The organism is Chitinophagaceae bacterium, assembly GCA_016699815.1.
Classification (GTDB): Bacteria; Bacteroidota; Bacteroidia; order Chitinophagales; family Chitinophagaceae; genus Ferruginibacter.
Genome location: CP065012.1, coordinates 1594365 through 1612379, shown reverse-complemented (window position 1 = coordinate 1612379; position 18015 = coordinate 1594365). Strand labels below are relative to the sequence as shown.

General features: G+C 38.1%; 17 protein-coding genes and 1 pseudogene. 7 read left to right on the top strand and 11 right to left on the bottom strand.

Annotation, left to right across the window (positions count from 1 at the left end; all coding sequences use genetic code 11):
- Positions 1–16: 16 nt before the first annotated feature.
- On the bottom strand, positions 17–940 hold the full coding sequence (locus IPO46_07165) for a bifunctional hydroxymethylpyrimidine kinase/phosphomethylpyrimidine kinase (protein ID QQS61927.1): 924 nt from the start codon (positions 938–940) through the stop codon (positions 17–19).
- A 101-nt stretch (positions 941–1041) separates the two neighbouring features.
- On the opposite strand from IPO46_07165, the gene IPO46_07160 reads away from it, so the two are divergent.
- Positions 1042–1650 carry a threonylcarbamoyl-AMP synthase gene (locus IPO46_07160; protein QQS61926.1) on the top strand — a complete coding sequence of 203 codons (609 nt, stop codon included), beginning with the start codon at positions 1042–1044 and terminating at the stop codon, positions 1648–1650.
- 8 nt (positions 1651–1658) lie between these two features.
- Here IPO46_07160 and IPO46_07155 read toward each other — a convergent pair whose 3' ends face one another.
- Positions 1659–3701: a dehydrogenase E1 component subunit alpha/beta gene (locus IPO46_07155; GenBank protein ID QQS61925.1), complete on the bottom strand. Its 2043-nt coding sequence runs from the start codon at positions 3699–3701 to the stop codon at positions 1659–1661.
- Between the two features lie 174 nt (positions 3702–3875).
- Between IPO46_07155 and IPO46_07150 the strand changes: the two genes are divergently transcribed.
- Positions 3876–4307, top strand: coding sequence for a 6-carboxytetrahydropterin synthase (locus IPO46_07150; protein QQS61924.1), 432 nt, complete (start codon positions 3876–3878; stop codon positions 4305–4307).
- 44 nt (positions 4308–4351) lie between these two features.
- Here the strand turns inward: IPO46_07150 and IPO46_07145 are convergent, their stop codons facing one another.
- The 6 genes from IPO46_07145 to IPO46_07120 form a co-directional block, all read right to left on the bottom strand.
- Positions 4352–5713 (bottom strand): cbb3-type cytochrome c oxidase subunit I, encoded by a 1362-nt coding sequence (locus IPO46_07145; GenBank protein QQS61923.1) that lies wholly within the window; start codon positions 5711–5713, stop codon positions 4352–4354.
- Entirely contained in the window at positions 5694–6095 is a 402-nt protein-coding gene (locus IPO46_07140) for a cytochrome c (GenBank protein QQS61922.1), read from the bottom strand. The genes IPO46_07145 and IPO46_07140 overlap by 20 nt, the downstream gene beginning before the upstream one ends.
- A 192-nt stretch (positions 6096–6287) precedes the next feature.
- A complete protein-coding gene (locus IPO46_07135; GenBank protein ID QQS64342.1) occupies positions 6288–6644 on the bottom strand; it encodes a hypothetical protein in 357 nt (118 codons plus the stop codon).
- Positions 6645–6774: 130 nt separating this feature from the next.
- Positions 6775–7122, bottom strand: a complete 348-nt coding sequence (locus IPO46_07130) for a phage holin family protein (protein QQS61921.1) — start codon at positions 7120–7122, stop codon at positions 6775–6777.
- A gap of 34 nt (positions 7123–7156) precedes the next feature.
- The gene (locus IPO46_07125) at positions 7157–8437 is read right to left on the bottom strand and encodes an insulinase family protein (protein QQS61920.1); all 1281 of its coding nucleotides are present in this window, start codon (positions 8435–8437) and stop codon (positions 7157–7159) included.
- A 5-nt stretch (positions 8438–8442) separates the two neighbouring features.
- On the bottom strand, positions 8443–9684 hold the full coding sequence (locus IPO46_07120) for an insulinase family protein (protein ID QQS61919.1): 1242 nt from the start codon (positions 9682–9684) through the stop codon (positions 8443–8445).
- Between the two features lie 367 nt (positions 9685–10051).
- Between IPO46_07120 and IPO46_07115 the strand changes: the two genes are divergently transcribed.
- From IPO46_07115 to IPO46_07095, 5 genes are all read left to right on the top strand, one after another.
- On the top strand, positions 10052–10528 hold the full coding sequence (locus IPO46_07115) for a hypothetical protein (protein QQS61918.1): 477 nt from the start codon (positions 10052–10054) through the stop codon (positions 10526–10528).
- A 227-nt stretch (positions 10529–10755) separates the two neighbouring features.
- On the top strand, positions 10756–11004 hold the full coding sequence (locus IPO46_07110) for a YtxH domain-containing protein (GenBank protein QQS61917.1): 249 nt from the start codon (positions 10756–10758) through the stop codon (positions 11002–11004).
- Positions 10955–11449, top strand: a complete 495-nt coding sequence (locus IPO46_07105; GenBank protein QQS61916.1) for a hypothetical protein — start codon at positions 10955–10957, stop codon at positions 11447–11449. Before IPO46_07110 ends, IPO46_07105 begins: the two co-directional genes overlap by 50 nt.
- Entirely contained in the window at positions 11427–11888 is a 462-nt protein-coding gene (locus IPO46_07100; GenBank protein QQS61915.1) for a hypothetical protein, read from the top strand. Before IPO46_07105 ends, IPO46_07100 begins: the two co-directional genes overlap by 23 nt.
- Before the next feature lie 390 nt (positions 11889–12278).
- On the top strand, positions 12279–12755 hold the full coding sequence (locus IPO46_07095) for a pyridoxamine 5'-phosphate oxidase family protein (protein QQS61914.1): 477 nt from the start codon (positions 12279–12281) through the stop codon (positions 12753–12755).
- A gap of 57 nt (positions 12756–12812) precedes the next feature.
- On the opposite strand, the gene IPO46_07090 is transcribed toward IPO46_07095, so the two are convergent.
- The 3 genes and pseudogenes from IPO46_07090 to IPO46_07080 form a co-directional block, all read right to left on the bottom strand.
- Positions 12813–13583 (bottom strand): enoyl-CoA hydratase/isomerase family protein, encoded by a 771-nt coding sequence (locus tag IPO46_07090; protein ID QQS61913.1) that lies wholly within the window; start codon positions 13581–13583, stop codon positions 12813–12815.
- 31 nt (positions 13584–13614) lie between these two features.
- Positions 13615–15694: pseudogene (paaZ, locus tag IPO46_07085) on the bottom strand (phenylacetic acid degradation bifunctional protein PaaZ).
- A 115-nt stretch (positions 15695–15809) separates the two neighbouring features.
- Positions 15810–17954 carry a hypothetical protein gene (locus IPO46_07080; GenBank protein ID QQS61912.1) on the bottom strand — a complete coding sequence of 715 codons (2145 nt, stop codon included), beginning with the start codon at positions 17952–17954 and terminating at the stop codon, positions 15810–15812.
- Positions 17955–18015: the final 61 nt, after the last annotated feature.

Below are 18015 nucleotides of genomic sequence, written 5' to 3'. Positions count from 1 at the left end.
TCTAAAATCTTTCTTATCAAATAAGGTCTATATCAAAATTTACCAATTGCACAAATTCATTGATACGGGCTGTAATATCATCTGCGGTAATTTCTTTTAATCTTTCCGGGCCAAATTTTTCTACACAAAAACTTGCCATAGCGCTACCTACTATAATGGCTGTTTTCATGCTGTCGAAACTGATGTCTTTTACTTTGGCTAAGTAACCGGTAAACCCCCCGGCAAAAGTATCACCGGCGCCGGTTGGGTCTATCACATCTTCCAACGGTAAAGCCGGTGCAAAAAACACGCTGTTTTGGTGAAACAACAATGCGCCATGCTCGCCTTTTTTGATAATAAGGTATTGCGGGCCCATTGCCATAATGGCTTTGGCCGCTTTTACTAAGGAAACTTCGCCGCTTAGTTGCCTGGCTTCCCCATCGTTCACCAATAATACATCTACTTTTTTTAATACTGTTTTTAAATCGTCCATGGCAATGTCCATCCAAAAGTTCATGGTGTCCATAACAATGAGGCGAGGTCTTTTTTTCAACTGGTTAATTACGCTTAACTGCAGTTTGGGCATCAGGTTACCCAATAATAAAAATTCTGAACCCTGGTAACTATCTGGTACTATAGGATTAAAGTCTTCTAATACATTCAGGTCGGTTATTAAAGTATCACGGGAGTTCATATCAATATGATATTTACCGCTCCAAAAAAAAGATTTTTTATCTTTTACCACTTCTACGCCTTCTGTTTGTACGCCCCGTTTTTGCAGGCTTTTCATTTCTTCTTCTGGAAAATCGTACCCTACAATGGATATTTGCTGCACCGGAGATACAAAGTTACTTGCTGCGTAGGCAACATAGGTTGCAGAGCCGCCAACTATTTTATCTACTTTTCCAAAAGGTGTTTCAATGGCATCAAAAGCCATAGTGCCCACAGTAATAAGTGACATATTGCTTAACGTATTAGTATAAAAATTAAAAAACGCTGCAAAAGTAGAGGATAAAATTTAAATTGCCTTGTGTTTTACTTATCCTCACCTCAATAGTTTTAATGTTATTAAGGATACACCCACAAAACCCCCAGCCCAGATTGATACAGCAGGTAGCCGATTGCCTGCTGAATGGCGGTGTGGTAATATACCCTACAGACAGTGTATATGGAATTGGCTGTACTATTTTTGAACACAAAGCCATTGAACGTATTGCCAAAATAAAAAATGCCGACCCTAAAAAACATTTAATGACCTTTTTGTGCAATGATTTGAGCCACCTGAGTGAATATACCAAAAGCATCAACACACCACTTTACCGAATGCTGAAATCTTATCTTCCGGGGCCATTTACTTTTATATTGCCTGCTAGTAAAGTGGTGCCCAGGTTTATTCAAAGCAAGCGGTCCACCATTGGGCTAAGAGTGCCCGATAATGAAATATGCCAGCAAATGCTGAAAACCATAGGCCACCCGGTTTTAAGCGCTTCGTTGCCCGGCGAAAGGGTAGAAGACTATACCGACCCGGAAATTATTAATGAGATTTTTGGTGACAAAGTAGATTATGTTATTGATGGTGGCATTGGCGGTATCAATCCTTCTACGGTGGTTGATTGTACCACAGATAACTGGCAGGTAATAAGGCAGGGTGAAGGGATTTTTGAGGTGTAAATTTTTGTTTAGTAACTCATGAGTTGTTCAATTTTTTGGCCAAGCCTTGAATAGGCCATAAAATTTTTCTCCAGGTCAAGGTTAAAAGGAATGGGGGTATCCAGGCTGGCACAACGCATAACCGGTGCATCCAGTTTATCAAAACAATGTTCGCTTATCCAAGCGGCTATTTCTCCGCCAATACCACCTGTTAAAGTATCTTCATGCAGCACCAGTATTTTACCCGTTCTGCTTACTGCTTGTTGCAAAGCATCGTAATCCAGTGGCAGCAAGCTGCGCAGGTCAACAATATCAACAGAAATTTTTTTGTTTTTTTCGGCATATTCTATTGCCCAGTGTACACCTGCACCATAAGTAATAATAGAAATATCTTGTCCTTCCTTTACATGTTTGGCTTTGCCAATTTCCACTTCATAATATTCTTCCGGCACCTGGCCACTAATGCTCCTGTATAATGCTTTATGTTCAAAAAATAGTACAGGATTGGGATCATTAATGGCTGCTATCAACAAGCCCTTTGCATCGTATGCGGTAGAAGGATACACAACTTTTAATCCCGGGCAATGTACAAACCATGCTTCATTACTTTGGCTGTGAAAAGGGCCAGCGCCCACGCCGCCGCCGGTGGGCATCCTGATTACTACATCGGCATTTTGGCTCCAGCGATAATGTATTTTTGCCAGGTTATTGATAATTTGGTTGAACCCAACGGTTACAAAATCGGCAAATTGCATTTCCATCATTGCTTTATACCCTTCAAGGCTTAAGCCCAATGCAGCGCCTACAATTGCACTTTCGCAAAGTGGTGTATTGCGTACCCTTTCTTTTCCAAATTCATTTACAAATCCTTCGGTAACTTTAAATGCGCCGCCATACTCTGCAATATCCTGCCCCATTAATATTAAATTATCATGCTGCTGCATACTTTGTTTTAGTCCTTCACTTATGGCTTCTATAAAACGTTTTTCCTGTGCTTTGGGTTGATGGTCGTTTTCTGAAAGCCTGAGTTTTGAAAATCGGCTACCGCCAGCCTGCTGACTTGCTGGAATATTATAAAAAACCGGGCCTTTTCTTTTGGCATAAACATCGTTTACTTCTTCTGTAGTATTGGGATGCAAAGCTGCGGCATTATAAGCAGCTTGTAATTCCCTTTCTATATACTCTTTGGCTTTTGTTTTAATATCGTTCACCTGCGGTTCCAATAAAATTTTTTCTTCAATAAGCCAGTTTTCATAGTTTTTTACCGGGTCTTTTTTTTCCCATAGTTCAAATAGTTCTTTGGGAACATATTTTACGCCGCTGGCTTCCTCGTGCCCACGCATCCGAAATGTAATACATTCAATTAAGTACGGTTTTTGATTTTTGATACAATACTCCCTTACGCCTTTAATAGTATCATAAACCGTAAGAATATTATTGCCGTCAATTTGTACGCCATCTATTCCATAACCGGCAGCTTTATCCACTAGATTTTTACACCGGTATTGCTCATTTACCGGTGTGCTTAAGCCATAGCCGTTATTTTCAATAATAAAAATTACCGGCAAATCCCATACTGCTGCTATATTTAGTGCTTCATGAAAATCCCCTTCGCTGGTACCGCCATCGCCGGTAAATGCCAAAGCAACTTTATTGGCTTTTTGTAATTTATAGGCAAGTGCAACACCATCTGCAATGGCAAGTTGCGGGCCAAGATGGCTTATCATTCCGCACACATGATGTTCTTTACTGCCAAAATGAAAGCTGCGTTCCCTGCCTTTGCTGTACCCGTCCTTATTGCCCTGCCATTGCATAAATAATTTAGATAAAGGCATGTTGCGGCCGGTAAAAACAGCCAGGTTCCTGTGCAAAGGCATTATCCACTCATCGGGCTGCAAAGCTGCCGTAGCGCCTGCTGCTATAGCTTCCTGGCCAATTCCGCTGAACCATTTACTTATTTTTCCCTGCCGGAGCAATACCAGCATTTTTTCTTCTATTAAACGGGGAAGAACCAGTTGCTTGTATAATTCTATGAGCTTTTCAGCCGATAAATCTTGTTTTAAAAACTGCATGTTGCAATTTCAGTTTTAATAATGAAATGAACAAGGAAAGATTTATTTGGCAGAAACCAAAACCTGGTTTTTAGCCAAAAAGCAAAAGATAAAATCAAAAAATTATATGTTTAAATTCCGTCTTTTAATCTTTAATTTTGCAGCTCAATTGAACCAATTTAAATTGGCCCATAAATGCTAAGTGTAACAAAAATATTCCGCTTTGAAATGGCCCATGCATTATATGGCTACGCCGGAAAATGCAAAAATATTCACGGGCACTCTTATGTATTACACGTTACCGTAACCAGCAGCGTCAACAAGCAGGGTTATTTGCCAGCACCCGGCCTTATTTTTGATTTTAAAGATTTGAAAAAAATTGTTGATGACCTCATACTCCAAAAGCTCGACCATCAACTGGTATTGTCAGGAACCTATTTAAATACAAACCCCGCTTTTATGGCTGCTGAAAATTTACTGATATGGGAAATGGAACCGTCTGTTGAAAATATTTTGCTCTTTATAAGGCAGCAGTTACAAATGCATTTTCCAGGGGAATTACAACTTTTAAAACTAAAACTTTTTGAAACAGCCGACTCCTATGCTGAATGGGGAAATGCTTTGTAAACAATTTTCTGTAACCGGGTTTTCATTAATTTTCTTAATAAATATTAAGTAGCAGCTTGTGGTGTTGCTTGCGGTTTCATTTTTACTAATGCAGATACCGCCACGAAAATAAATACCGATAAACTTAAAAACAATAAACTGCCCGCAATAAAAAAAATTATAAAAAAAGGTTTTAAGCTTGACATCATTGCAGAAAAGGGAACCGATGCTGGATGCATTTGCCAGTGGCCTTTTAAAAATCCGGCAATTACCAGCGCAAGCCAAAAGCTGAGCAAAGCGCCATTAGCTATCCAATAAACCAGGTTAAAGTTTTTTATTTTTTCAGGTGCAATTATTTTTTCTTTCCAAATAATATCGAAAATAAAAGCGAAAAGCAACATGGTATTGATACCAATAGTAGCTCCCATGGTATGGCCAACCGTAACATGCGTGCCATGCGTATAAATATTTACGGCAGGAATGGACATGGGAATGGCCAATGCCAGGGTGAGGAAAATCCAAATATCGGCTGCCATTAAAAATTTATACGGCAAATAATGAAAATGTTTTAATGCCGTACTTAAAGATGATTTCCAGAGATAGATAATACGGACAAACAATATAAGCTCTGTCATACTTACTACATACGCAATGTTTTTTATAAGGCTATGAGTAGGCAAAGTATAAATATGGTGGCCCCAGTTAAACATTAAATTAAACAGCCCTAAAAAATAAATAGCAAATGCCGTTTTAGAAAAGCCATATTCTTTAGTGCCTGAAATTTTATCCATTAAATAAATACCGCAGCCATAAATCAACATATTCCATGAGCCCACCATGGCGCCATAAGATTTCCATTGAACCGTTAATTCATAAACAACATTGTTCCTAAAAAAAGGAATAAGCCATAAATTAGATTCGAGGTAGGTAAATAAAAAAAAGCAAAAACCAGTTAGCCACATCCAGATATATACAGGCTGCTTTTTAAAAGTTTTAATTGACTTTACAAAGATGATCAGTAATAATACCCATACTATTGTAACGGGAATAGCTAATACAGGATTAAACTCCCAGTATTCCCTGCCGCCAAAAATGCCGTAAACATAAGAGCTTAAAATAATAATGGTAGAAAATAAAAAAATAACATATGCAAGCTTTAATATTTTCCATGAAAATAAACTGCCTGCTACATACTCTTTTACATACGTTAAAACACAACAGGCAGCACCAAAGATTATCCAAAAAACCACAGAAGAAACGTGCAGCGGCCTTACTCTTTCAAACGATAAGTAATTTTTCAAAAAACCGGGCGACAAGTATTGTAAAGCGCCAGTTAAGCCAAAAAACATACCCAAAAACAGCAGGCATAAAACAGTAATTAAAAAGTTGCGTAGTATAATATCTTGTTTATTGCTGAATGGTGCCATCGTAATTTATTTTAAACAAATGGGGGCTACTCTTACCTGAAGAGTCCACAACCTTAAGATAGGCCGCCAAATTGTTCATTTCATTTTCGGTTAATTGAAATTTAGGCATAACCTCAGTTCCCGATTTTAGGAATGCTTTAATATACCCTGATCCTCCTTTTGAATATACATTCGTTAAATCAGGGCCCAAATAGCCCCCCAGACCATATACCTGGTGACAGGAGTTACAGCCATATTGCTGCCATACCAGCTTGCCTTCCTGTGCAGGAGCGTTTATGCGAACATTTGTTTGGGAAAAATTAAAATAAATGCAAATGGTGTAAATAATAAAAGAGAAAATCAATAAAAAAGCTATGAGCTTTTTGGGCCTGTCCGTCATCATAAAAATACTTTTCTTCCCATTTAGTTTGGCAACTTAATATTTTAAACAGCAGTATCTGCCCTGTATTAGAACGGCTTTACAGATTCTTACTACCGCATAAATGCAAATATAGACATTTTTATCTTTTATTAATTTGTAGCGCCGGTTTTTAAAAAATCATCCAAATTTTATACATTACGCTACAATTGGAAATTAGTTATCCCGCTGGTTTTTATGGCTTTTTTTTACTAAGATCAAATAGCTTAAAATAGAAAACAAAATGGTAGCAGCTGTTCTAAAACTCATTGCATATACCGTTTTTGTTTCATACAATCCACCTCTATTAATATGTATAATCAGCTCGGAAAATACCAGCAGTAGTAAAGCAGAAGCCAGGAAAAGAAGATATGCTGCCCAACGTTGCTTTTTTAATATCCCGTAAGCAGCAATAAGATAAATAAAGCCGCAGATAAAATTTGCCCAAACGATATACAGTATATAATTACCTTCTCTTTCCCTCATATCAAATAAATCAAACAGCACAGAACCACCTGCAAAAACAGTAAGCATGCCCAGCAATGCAAGGCAAATAACGATTGCCCTTGTTTGATTTTTTCTCATTTTAAAAAAAAATTTATACAAACCCAAAAATGGACTTGTAGTTCAACATCGTCTTCAATTTACGGGTTAGAATTAAAAATTATTTTCGTGGGTTGTCAATAACAGAGTGCAGGAACGAAGTAATTAACGAAAGGCAAATACTGAAAAGCAGTGCCCACCAAAAGCCATCTACATGAAAGCCGGATATAAACTTTGCAGACAGCATTACCATAACGGCATTTATAACCAGTAAAAACAAACCCAGCGTAAGTATAGTTGCGGGCAAAGTGAGTATTATAAAAATAGGTTTTACCAGTACATTTAATATACCCAGCAAAAGGGCGAATAAAACAGCCGCCTTAAAACTATCCACATGTATGCCGGAAAGCAACTGAGGCAACAGGTAAGAAACGCCTGCGGTAATTAATAGTTTTATTAAAAAATTCATTTTTGTTGTGCTGGTAACTCAAAGGTACATTAACCTAATATACAACCAACTCATAAAATTGTTCGGGGCTTAAATATTTTTTTGAAAGTTCCATGAGTTCTTCGGCAGTGGTTTCCTTTATGGCTTTTACAGAATCATAAAAATAGGTTTCATCCAGTTGGTTGAGTATAATATTTTTCCATCTGCCCATTATTTGAAAAGGGCCATTGAGATCGCCAAGTATGGTACCCATCATATAATTTTTTACCAGCAACAATTCATCTTTACCTACGTGCTTTTGTGTGAGCGCCTTCATTTCCTTATACACTTCGCTAATGGTTGCTTCGCAAACATCTTTGCCTGCTTCGGTACTGATAAGCCACGCACTTTGCTGCAAATGGTTTTGTATATAACTGTAAATACCGTAAGTAAAGCCTTTATCTTCCCTGATATTACTCATTAACCTGGAGCCAAAAAAGCCACCGAACAGGCAATTAAGCAACATAACTTTTTTAAAGTCGGGGTGGTGCCTGTTGGGGAAAGGCTGTGCCAGCCTAATTGCTCCTTGCACCGATGTTTTATCGTTTTCTATACGGTATTTTTTTACTATTGAAGGTGTCGCCACTTTAGCAGGATAATGAAAGGTTGCGGGTTTTAAACTGAGCTTACCAAAATTGTTGTTGAGTAATTCAAATATCTTTTCCGGCAAATTTCCAGAAACAAAAAGTACAGCTTCCCCATTAAGATAATATTGATTGTAGAACAATTTTAGTTCTTCTACTGTTAATTGCTCTAAGGTATCTGGCCGGGTGTAAATACCATAAGGGTGGTTTTCTCCATAAACATAACTGTCAATTAACCTCCCGGCAACAAATTCGGCATTACGTAAATTCACTGTTAATTTTTGCAGTGAGTTCTGTTTAAACAATTCAAGCTCATTTTCCGGAAAAACCGAATCACTGATAAGCTCCTGCATAACCGGAAGCAAATGATGGAGGTATTTAGTAAGGGTATGAAGGCTAAGTGTGGCGGTTTCGTTATAACAATGCCTGCTACAAAAAGTGCCATAGTACTCAAAAGCCTCGTTTATTTGCAATGCTGTTTTTTGAGTCGTGCCGTTTTTGAGCATAAAATTAGTTGCTCCTGCAATACCGTTTTTATTTTCGAACCAGTTGCCTGCCGAAAAAACAATTTCAATTTGTATGATATCCTGTGGCCCTTCATTTATGGCATACACCTTTACGCCGTTATCCAGTACCAGGGTTTCGTAAGGTTTAAGATTTAAAGTAAAATTTACCGCTTCGGTAATTTTGGGTGCTGATTTCCTGTTCATCAAATATTTTAAATGGTTTTAGAAAGGTAATATAATGTGCTGCAGTTATTTTCATTAAAAATTTCTTTGCTTACCATTGCAATAGATGCTGTGGTTACTGCTTTATATTTATCCAATTCGGTATTTACCAGCGAAGCATCACCCAGTAATTCATAAATAGCAATGCTGGAAGCCCTGTTGGCAAGGCCAATATCTTCAAATACCATTGCGCTTTCTGTTTTGTTTTTCACTTTTTCCAATTCTGTCTCTGACACACCTTTCTCTAATAATTTCATTATTTCCTCATCAATAGCGGCTTCTGCAATTTTCATTTCCACTCCTTTTACCAGTTTTCCGTCTATAACCAAAAGGCCTGCATCGGTGCTGCCCAGGTGGTAGCAATTAATATTGCTGAAAAGCTTTTTATCTTTAACCAATGCATTAAACAACCTCGATGATGCGCCGCCACCCAAAACATCGGTAATTAAATCGGCTGTATAATATTTATCATCGAGCCTTGGGTATATATGCCAGCATTTATAAATTGCATCCAAAGGCACATCTGCCTTTACTTCCAGCTTTCTTGGGGCTGTTTGCGGAGGTTCTACAGGTAATTTCCGTTCATATTTTTCGCCGTTGGGAATCGGGCCAAACCATTTTTCTGCAAGCAGCTTTACCTGCACTACATCAACATTGCCTGCCACTACTAAAATGGCATTGGCCGGCGTATAAAATTTATGAAAAAATCCTTTTACGTCTTCAAGCGAAGCGTCTTCTACATGTTTTAATTCTTTTCCAATGGTCATCCAGCGATAGGGATGTGTACTGTAAGCCAGTTCCCTAAGTTTATGCCACACATCGCCATAAGGTTTATTGATATAGTTTTCTTTAAACTCTTCGCATACCACTTTTCTTTGTACCTCCAGGCTTTTTTTGCTGAAAGCAAGGCTTAGCATACGGTCGCTTTCCAGCCAAAAAGCAGTTTCAATATTTTCTGCCGGCAACTGGCAAAAATAATTGGTAAAATCATTTGTAGTGAAGGCATTATTTTCCCCGCCTGCCTGCTGCAAAGGCTCATCATAAACAGGGATGTTTATACTGCCTCCAAACATGAGGTGTTCAAATAAATGGGCAAATCCCGTTTTGTGTGGATTTTCATCTTTTGCGCCTACATCATATAACACATTAACAACAGCCATAGGCGTACTTTTATCGGTGTGCACCAAAAGGCGCAGGCCATTACTTAAAATAAACCGTTCAAAATTTATCATAAAAAGGGTCGTTATTCTGCAGCATACGTTAAAAATATTTATAACCTGAAAAATTTTTTCCAGAACCACAAAATTAATTAAGCTTTTACTATAAATTTTCAATTTGAGAAATTACATTTGTTGTATCAAAGATTTCTAATCATTCCCGCCCTAATGAAACCTATATAGTAGTTGCGTTTTATATTTAAAAAGCGTTATCTGCATAACCATTTACTATGCCTTACCAAAGTATTGAAAAATACTATTCTGCTCCTCATTAACCACTCCCAAATAAAACCCGCTTTTACGGAAGCAGGTAGCAAAACCGTATAGAAATGTTATTTACAGCATGGAAAAGGTATGGCTAAAATTGAAAAAAAATATTTGAATGAATAGTATCGGCATCAATACAAAAAGAGGTACAATTACAGCAACGGTATTAAAAGCAATGCATTACCGCAACAATATTTTCCGGGTGTGTTTTGAAAACGGATACGAAAATATTTTTTATACCAATGTGGAAAACGGTAAATGGATAGAAGAAGATTTGGGTTACACCCTGTTAGCTGAGCTGGTTGGTACGCAAATAAATAAATTATTACTTTACCCGGTTCATGTACCTAAAATACTTACCTGGCAATATAGCGTATTGAAGCCCAACTACAGGGTTTTTGGTTATTATGCTTACCACAAAGGCAATTGCCTTATGTTTGAAATATACAATAGAAATAATAAATACCTGTACACCCTGCAGGAAATAGAAAACGAGGAATGGCAAATATTACATTCCGGTACAAACACCATGCATAATATTAACCGGGAATTACTGGAGTTTATTACCTCTTCACTTTCTATACAGGATTAATGTGTAAACTTAACAGCTTAGTATCTTTTTCTTTGCCTTTATCTTACTTAAGGTTACTAATGCGTATTAATCTATATTCAATAAATTGGCTATAAGCAATGTTATGAATTGAATTTAAACGGTAAATAATACTTAAAATTCAATACATATACTGCAATTATGTCCACTTATTTGAATAATAAAGTTTTTGGCAGCATTTTAGCTGCATAATATTAAAATTTACAAACATGAAAACAAACAAACTACTGGCCGGGATACTATTGGGAGCAGCCGCCGGCGCTGTACTGGGTATTTTATTTGCCCCCGATAAAGGAAAAGAAACCAGGAAAAAATTAAAAAATAAAAGCAACGAACTGGGTGAAAAATTAAAACACCGTTTTGATGAAGTTGGCAACAAGATGCAGGATAAATACCAGGATATCCGTAATGAAGCTAATGATATCCTTACTAAGGCAAAAGAAAAAAGTATTCTTTAAGTTGCAGGCAAATTATTTGTTTCATAAAATAAACGAAAATCAATATTTAAATTTTGGCATGAGCAATAATAATTCAGCAAAAACCGATCCGCTTCACAACCTGGATGAACTGCTGGAAAAGGCAGAGGAATATACCGAAGAAAAAATTCAACTATTTAAGCTTAAAACTGCAAGGCAAACGGCCAATTTAGCTTCGGGGATAGCTTTTAACCTGCTTTTTTGGGGCATTGTTGCTATTGCATTACTGCTCATTAATATTGGAATTGCCATTTGGGTGGGCCAGTTGCTTAGCAGCAATTTTGCAGGCTTTTTAATTTTGTCTGCCGTTTATTTAATTGTTGCGCTTATTATTAAAGCCTTTAGAAAACCGGTGATAGAAAACTCGGTAAAAAACAACATTATTCAAAAAATTTTTAACGGTAATGGCAACCAGGAAAATCAATAATATTGAAGAATTAGAAAATGCCATTGCCGAATCTGAAATATTGGTGAAGCAAAAACATGCAGCGCTTAAAGAACAATTTTTCATTACAAAAGCAAGCTTAAAGCCGGCTAATATTGCCAAAAACACAGTGGGCAACCTGCTGGAACAATTTGTGGGCAATGGCAGCATAGGCAATATTTTGGTAAAAGCCTTAGGCGGAATTACCGCAGGTGCTGTAGCCGGTAAAATTATTTCACCCTCAAAACAAGGCCTGTCACTAACTGCTTTTGCAGCCAATGCGGCAAAAACCTGGGGCGCTGCGTTGCTCGCCAATAATGCCGACAAATTAATGGCTTACGGAACATCTATTATCCATAACCTTTTTGCCAAAAAAAAGAAAAATGAAGATGACGAACAACAAAATATACGTGCCAAAACAGAAGTGTTTAACAACAATTAGCAAAGCTATTTTTAAAATACGATTAGTTATTCCTTCCTTCGCTTTTTCTATTTCTTCCATTTTATTATTCCATAAAATGATAATTATTTAACATCGTTATCACTTACATTTCAATAATTTATAGATAGCTGTTAATAAGTTTTAAAAACCTTCCGGCTAATTATGAAATTCCAAAAACCTTTATTAGATTTACATTTGTAATCCAGTTCATCCTCCAAAAAGCCCTTCTTACTTAATACATCCGGCTTACCAGCTCCTAAACTCAGTATCCTCCACAAGTAGTTAAAAAAATTTCTACTCATCAAAAACCATTTGTACTGATATCCTTGACAAATACACATCCAGTGTATGAAAAGCTATAAAAATGCTTAACTATAAAACAAGAATATCATGCAATACCTCGACTCAAACCTTGAATTTTTAAAAGAAAGAATAAAGGAAATCAAAATTGCTTTATTCCGTTCTGAAAGTTATTCGGAATTACAATTGCCCAATAATGTGATCAGCACATTGCAAATGGATAACGATGGGAATATTTGGTTTTTTACATCCTGCGCCGGCGATTATGCCGATAATGTAGAGAAATCATTTTTTGCCAGCCTTGATTATTACAAAAAAGGTACCGACTGCCGCATAAGGGTAAGTGGCCGGGCTGTACTGGTAGATGATGAAGGCGAAAGTTTTTTAACCATGAGTAATTACAGCAAAGGAACAAAGGGAAGGCTTGTATTAGTAAAACTCAAAATTGCCCAGGCCGAATATTTTGAAAGTAAAAATGCTGCAAATCTCAAGTGGAGAGAAAAGATAAAAGACGTATTTAGCCATTTCTTTTTTGCGGAAACATACCGCATATACGATTTTAACTAAAAAGCATAATGCCTACGTTGGGGCCCTGCAAAATGCGGGGCTCTTTTTTCTCATACCTTATTTTGTCTTAAACTTTTCAATGGCTTCTTTGGTATAATTGCTCAATACCAGTCTACCACTTACAGCTGCCCGTTCATACAACAAGCTGTCCCAGTTTTCGGTGCCGGCCCAAAATATTTTTTTAAGCGCAGCCATTGCCTCTGCACTGCTTTGGGCCAGTGTATTTGCCAAAGCAGAAACAGCTTTATCCAGCACCTCGGAACTTTCATGAACTTCGGCAAATAGCCCGTGCTGCAATGCCCAATTACTATTGCGCCAATTTGTAGCATCAATAGAAAGTGAACTAAAAGCTGCAGCGCCAATTTTTCGCTCAACGGCAGGGCCTACCACAAAAGGTCCAATGCCAACTGCCAGTTCACTGAGTTTAATATCTGCAGACTGCAAAGCAATGGCATAATCCGCAGCCGCTGCAAGTCCAACGCCTCCACCCACGCATTTACCCTGTACACGGGCAATAATAAATTTTTGGCTATTGCGCATAGCATTAATCACATTTGCAAATCCGCTAAAAAATTCAAGCCCCTGCTTTTCATCTTGTATCGCTGTTAATTCATTAAAACTTGCTCCTGCGCAAAAAGCTTTTTCGCCACTGCTTTTCAAAACTATAACTTTAGTAGCTGCATCCAGCCCGGCTTTTTGTATGGCTGTGGCCAAAGCACTTAACATTTTTCCGGGAAGCGAGTTGCTTTGCGGATGATGGAATTCGATTGTGGTAATACTATTAACTGTTCCTGCTTTTACATAGCCCTCAATTATTTCTATACTCATTTAAAAAAATATTTATTATAAATGATGCAAATTATTGTTTTTCTTTTCTTTCCACCATCGTTAAAATCGTTGCTACTCCTGCAAGTTCATCGGTATCGTCAAATATTTCCACATACCATTTTACAATTCCCTTAGGAATATCCTGCCCACGCACAAAAGGCACATCGGGATTGGGTTCTTTAACTTCCTGCTCAATTTTTTCTTTGCAGGTAAAGCGAATAAAAATTGCGGATTCCGGGTAAACAGGTTTTGTAAAACGCAACTCATCAATACCATAATTAAGCAATACCGGGTTTTTTACAAAGCTTTGCACAAACAAACCAGCAGCAGCGCTCATAATAAAATAACCGTGAGCAACCTGCTGCTCAAACATGGTTCCGTTAAAATCGGTATCTTTTAAATGGGCATAAAACTGGTCGCCGCTTAATTGGGCAAAGCGGTCAATATCTTCAGAAGTTATGATGCGTTTTTCTGTTACTATTTGGTCGCCAATTTGCAGCTCATCAAAATATTTTGAAAAAGGATGCTTTTCGCCAACAACCCCCTTTTGCATTGGGTTGGTATACATTGGTAATTGCTGTAAGCATCGTTGGCGAACCTTGTATAGCAGTACGCTGCAAATAATGTTTAATGCCCCTTAAGCCACCCATTTCTTCTCCGCCACCTGCACGGCCAGGCCCGCCATGTACCAGCATGGGTAATGGTGAGCCATGCCCGGTACTTTCTTTTGCACAATCCTCATTGAGCACTAAAATTCGCCCATGAAATGTTGCTGCACCCAGTACATATTTTTTAGCCACTGATGCATTTGCTGTTACAATAGTGGAACACAAACTGCCTTTTCCTTTTTTGCTTAATTCAATTACCTCGTCTATATTTTTATAAGGCATTAGCGTGCTTACCGGCCCAAATGCCTCAATATTATGCGGCTCTTCTGATTGCAAGGGCTTTTCGTTGAGCAATAAAAGCGGGCTTAAAAAGGCGCCAAGTTCCGCATCGGCATCAATAAGCTGCACACTATCCAATGAACCATAAATAATTTGTGAGGATGCCAGTAATTTTTGCACCTGTGTTTTTACTTCGGTACGCTGCTCCTGGCCTGCTAAAGCGCCCATTCTCACTTTTTCATTTTGCGGGTTGCCTACAAAAGTCTTTTGTAATGCATCGGCTAATGCACGGGAAACATTTTCCAGTTTATTTTGCGGAACAAAAATTCTCCTTACAGCCGTACATTTTTGCCCTGCTTTTACGGTAATTTCTTTTCTTACTTCTTTAATAAAAATGTCCCATTCGGGCATGCCGGGTTGTATATCATCACCCAGCACCATGCAGTTCAGCGAATCTGCTTCCATATTAAACGGAACCGATTCTTTTAAAATAGCAGGATGTGATTTTAATTTTAAACCGGTGGCTGCAGAGCCGGTAAACGTAACAACATCCTGCGATGTTACATAGTCCAGCATATTGCCTGCGCTGCCGCAAAGCAGTTGTAGCGAACCTTCGGGCAATATTTTGCTGGCAATTATTTCCTTAACTACCACTTCGGTAAGATAGGATGTAACCGTTGCAGGCTTAACAATTGCCGGCATACCGGCCAATAAATTCACTGCAATTTTTTCCAGCATTCCCCACACGGGAAAATTGTAAGCATTTATATGTATAGCCACACCTTCTTTAGGAACCAGCAGGTGGTGGCCCATAAAAGTTTTTTCTTTACCCAGTGAAATGGGTTCGCCATCCAAACAAAAATTATCATCGGGCAACCGCCTCCTTAGCGAGGCATTGGCAAATAAATTACCAATTCCGCCTTCAATATCTATCCAGCTATCTGCACGTGTAGCGCCTGTTTTATAGCTTATGGTATAAAATTTTTCTTTTTGGTTTAATAAATGCAAAGCAAGCGACCTCAGCATCCTTCCCCTTTGCTGAAAAGTCAATTTTCTTAACGCCGGGTTGCCTTTTGAACGTGCATATTTTAGTGCGCTTTCAAAATCTATGCCTTGTGTGCCTGCAACATAAATGGGTTGCCCGGATATTGCATGATATAATTGTTGCCCGCTTCCTTCCCCTTCAACCCATTTTCCCAAAATATAGTTTTCTAATTTTTGCATAAATTCTTATTAAAGGGCAAAACTAAGCAAATTGACAGGAGCTATAGCAATACTGCAAATAAAAAACGGGCAACACGTGGATGCCCGGCTACAAAACAATTTTATTTATAAAAATTTACAGAATAGTAACAGGTATTATAGCAACCTGCTCATTGTTGTGTAACAGCAACCTCACCATATAATATCCTTGGGGCAAGCTTTTATCTAAAGGCATGCTGAAAGATTGCAATGCAGTATTTACTTCAATATTTGCCTGCTGCAGCATTTTACCATCTTCCTGTATTAATTGCAAAAGGTAAGGGCCGGGTTGTACATTATTAAAATAAATACCCAGCGTTTTGTTGGCAACCGGATTTGGATAAACGCTGATAGCGGAATGACTTTTTTCGGGCAACACTTTTACAATATTGCTGTAAGTTGTTTCTCCATTAAGGCCAATGGCTTTTATACGGTAGTAATTATTTAATGGCAAAGGCGCTGCATCAATTTGTAAATAATTACTGCTGTTGGTGGCTGTAGCTTCATATACTTTGGCAAAACCGGTTGATGAAGCGCTGCGCTCTACATCATATTTTTCAATATTCTCTTCATTTGCAATATGCCACTTTATGGTAATTGTGCTGTTTACATTTCTGGATGCAGTTACATTTACAAACCTTACTGGCACCACAACAGCTAGCTTAAACACTACCTTAAACCGATCTGCAGCTTTTGATGCAGGATTGCTGTTTATCGAAAAATTATAAAGAGAAGTATCTCCGGAAGTATTTAATGGCGCTTCTGTTTGCAAAAAATTATCCAGTAACCATGCCTGTACATTGCCAAAGAAATTTTCGGCATAAAATTTAAACCTATAGTTTTGATAGCGCAGTAGGTTCATATTATAATGAATGGTATCGTTATTGGATACTTCGGGCCTTGTATCAATAATGAGCTGGTGAGATTGCTTATCATTAATGCCAAAATTATCTGAGCCGTTGTTAATTTTATCAACATCCCGGCTATCGTAATCATTATTAAATTCGGCGCCAAAAACAGTTGCGTTTCCATCCAATATCATTTCTTCGCTTCCACCCACGGCGTAGGCAAGCATATTAAACTGGCTGCGGCCGGCAATATAATTATTAATAGAGCTATCTATGGAAAAACGGTTTACATTACTACTACCAGATGTTTTATCATTCTCTTCAAAATTTATTGCTCCCGGCGACCCTGTGTTCGTTACTAAAAATCCCTGGCCCGATTCTATCCTTGTATTGGAGCTGATATAACTTCCTCCAATGGGTGGCACAGGCGACCATGGTGTTGCTGAAGAGCTGCTGAAAGATACGTATGCACCAAGTGTATAAATTCCCGGTCGCTTAGGGTCCCAAAGTTGAAATTCATCATCAAGTGTACTATGGGTAAGAATTTGTTCAAAATTTATTGCACTTGCATAAGGGTTGCCGATAGATTTCCAAACACCTGCAGGCAAACTAACAGCAATGGGAGAAAAATTATGCACATTCAACGGGCCTTTGGTTCTTAACGTTGTGTTACCGGATTGTGTACCCGTAAGATTGGTGCGATCGCCCCTTACAAAAATATAATAAGCGCCATCTTTTACAGTTGCTATAGGTACAATGGTATTGGTTACCGGAATAAAATCGGTTCCCGTTGCATTTAAATATTTTAAAGAAGGCCCTCCAGGGCTTGCAAAATCCAGGCCTGGGCCAAGTGGTGCAGGCATGGTAACGGCTGTTCCAAAACCTATTGGGGCCAAACCGTTTTCCTGCCATGTTTCATAAATAGTTTGTGCTGTATTGGTAGGTACAGCAAGCAACTGCCATTTGCGTGGAGTATGAATATATCTCTCCACAATCACATTGCCGGTTATATTGGCGCTTGCCGGTATTACCGCTACATTTGCTGTAGCTGCGTTTACAGACCTTAATACAAATGCCCGGTTATTGGTATTGCCATCCGCATCAAATGTTGTAGAGCCTTCTGCTGCCAGTGTATTATATACCCTGCTGGTATCTGTATTTTCATTTCTTTTTAAACCTGCACCCTTGAATGTAAGATTAAAAAAATTAGTGGGCTGAGTTCCACTTAAGGAGATATTTGCAGGCCCGTCAAAATATACTGTGCTGCTATCGGGAATATAAATACCATTGTTCATTAATTCCCCATTATTAACCACCAGTGCAATGGTACCTTTTGCTACAAGCTGTATGCCTGCATCCATATTAACGGTTTGTGCCAAAAGTAAAATGGGCATTGCAAAAAAACTTAAAAAAACTAAAATGTATTTTATATACATAATTAGGATTGAAATTAAT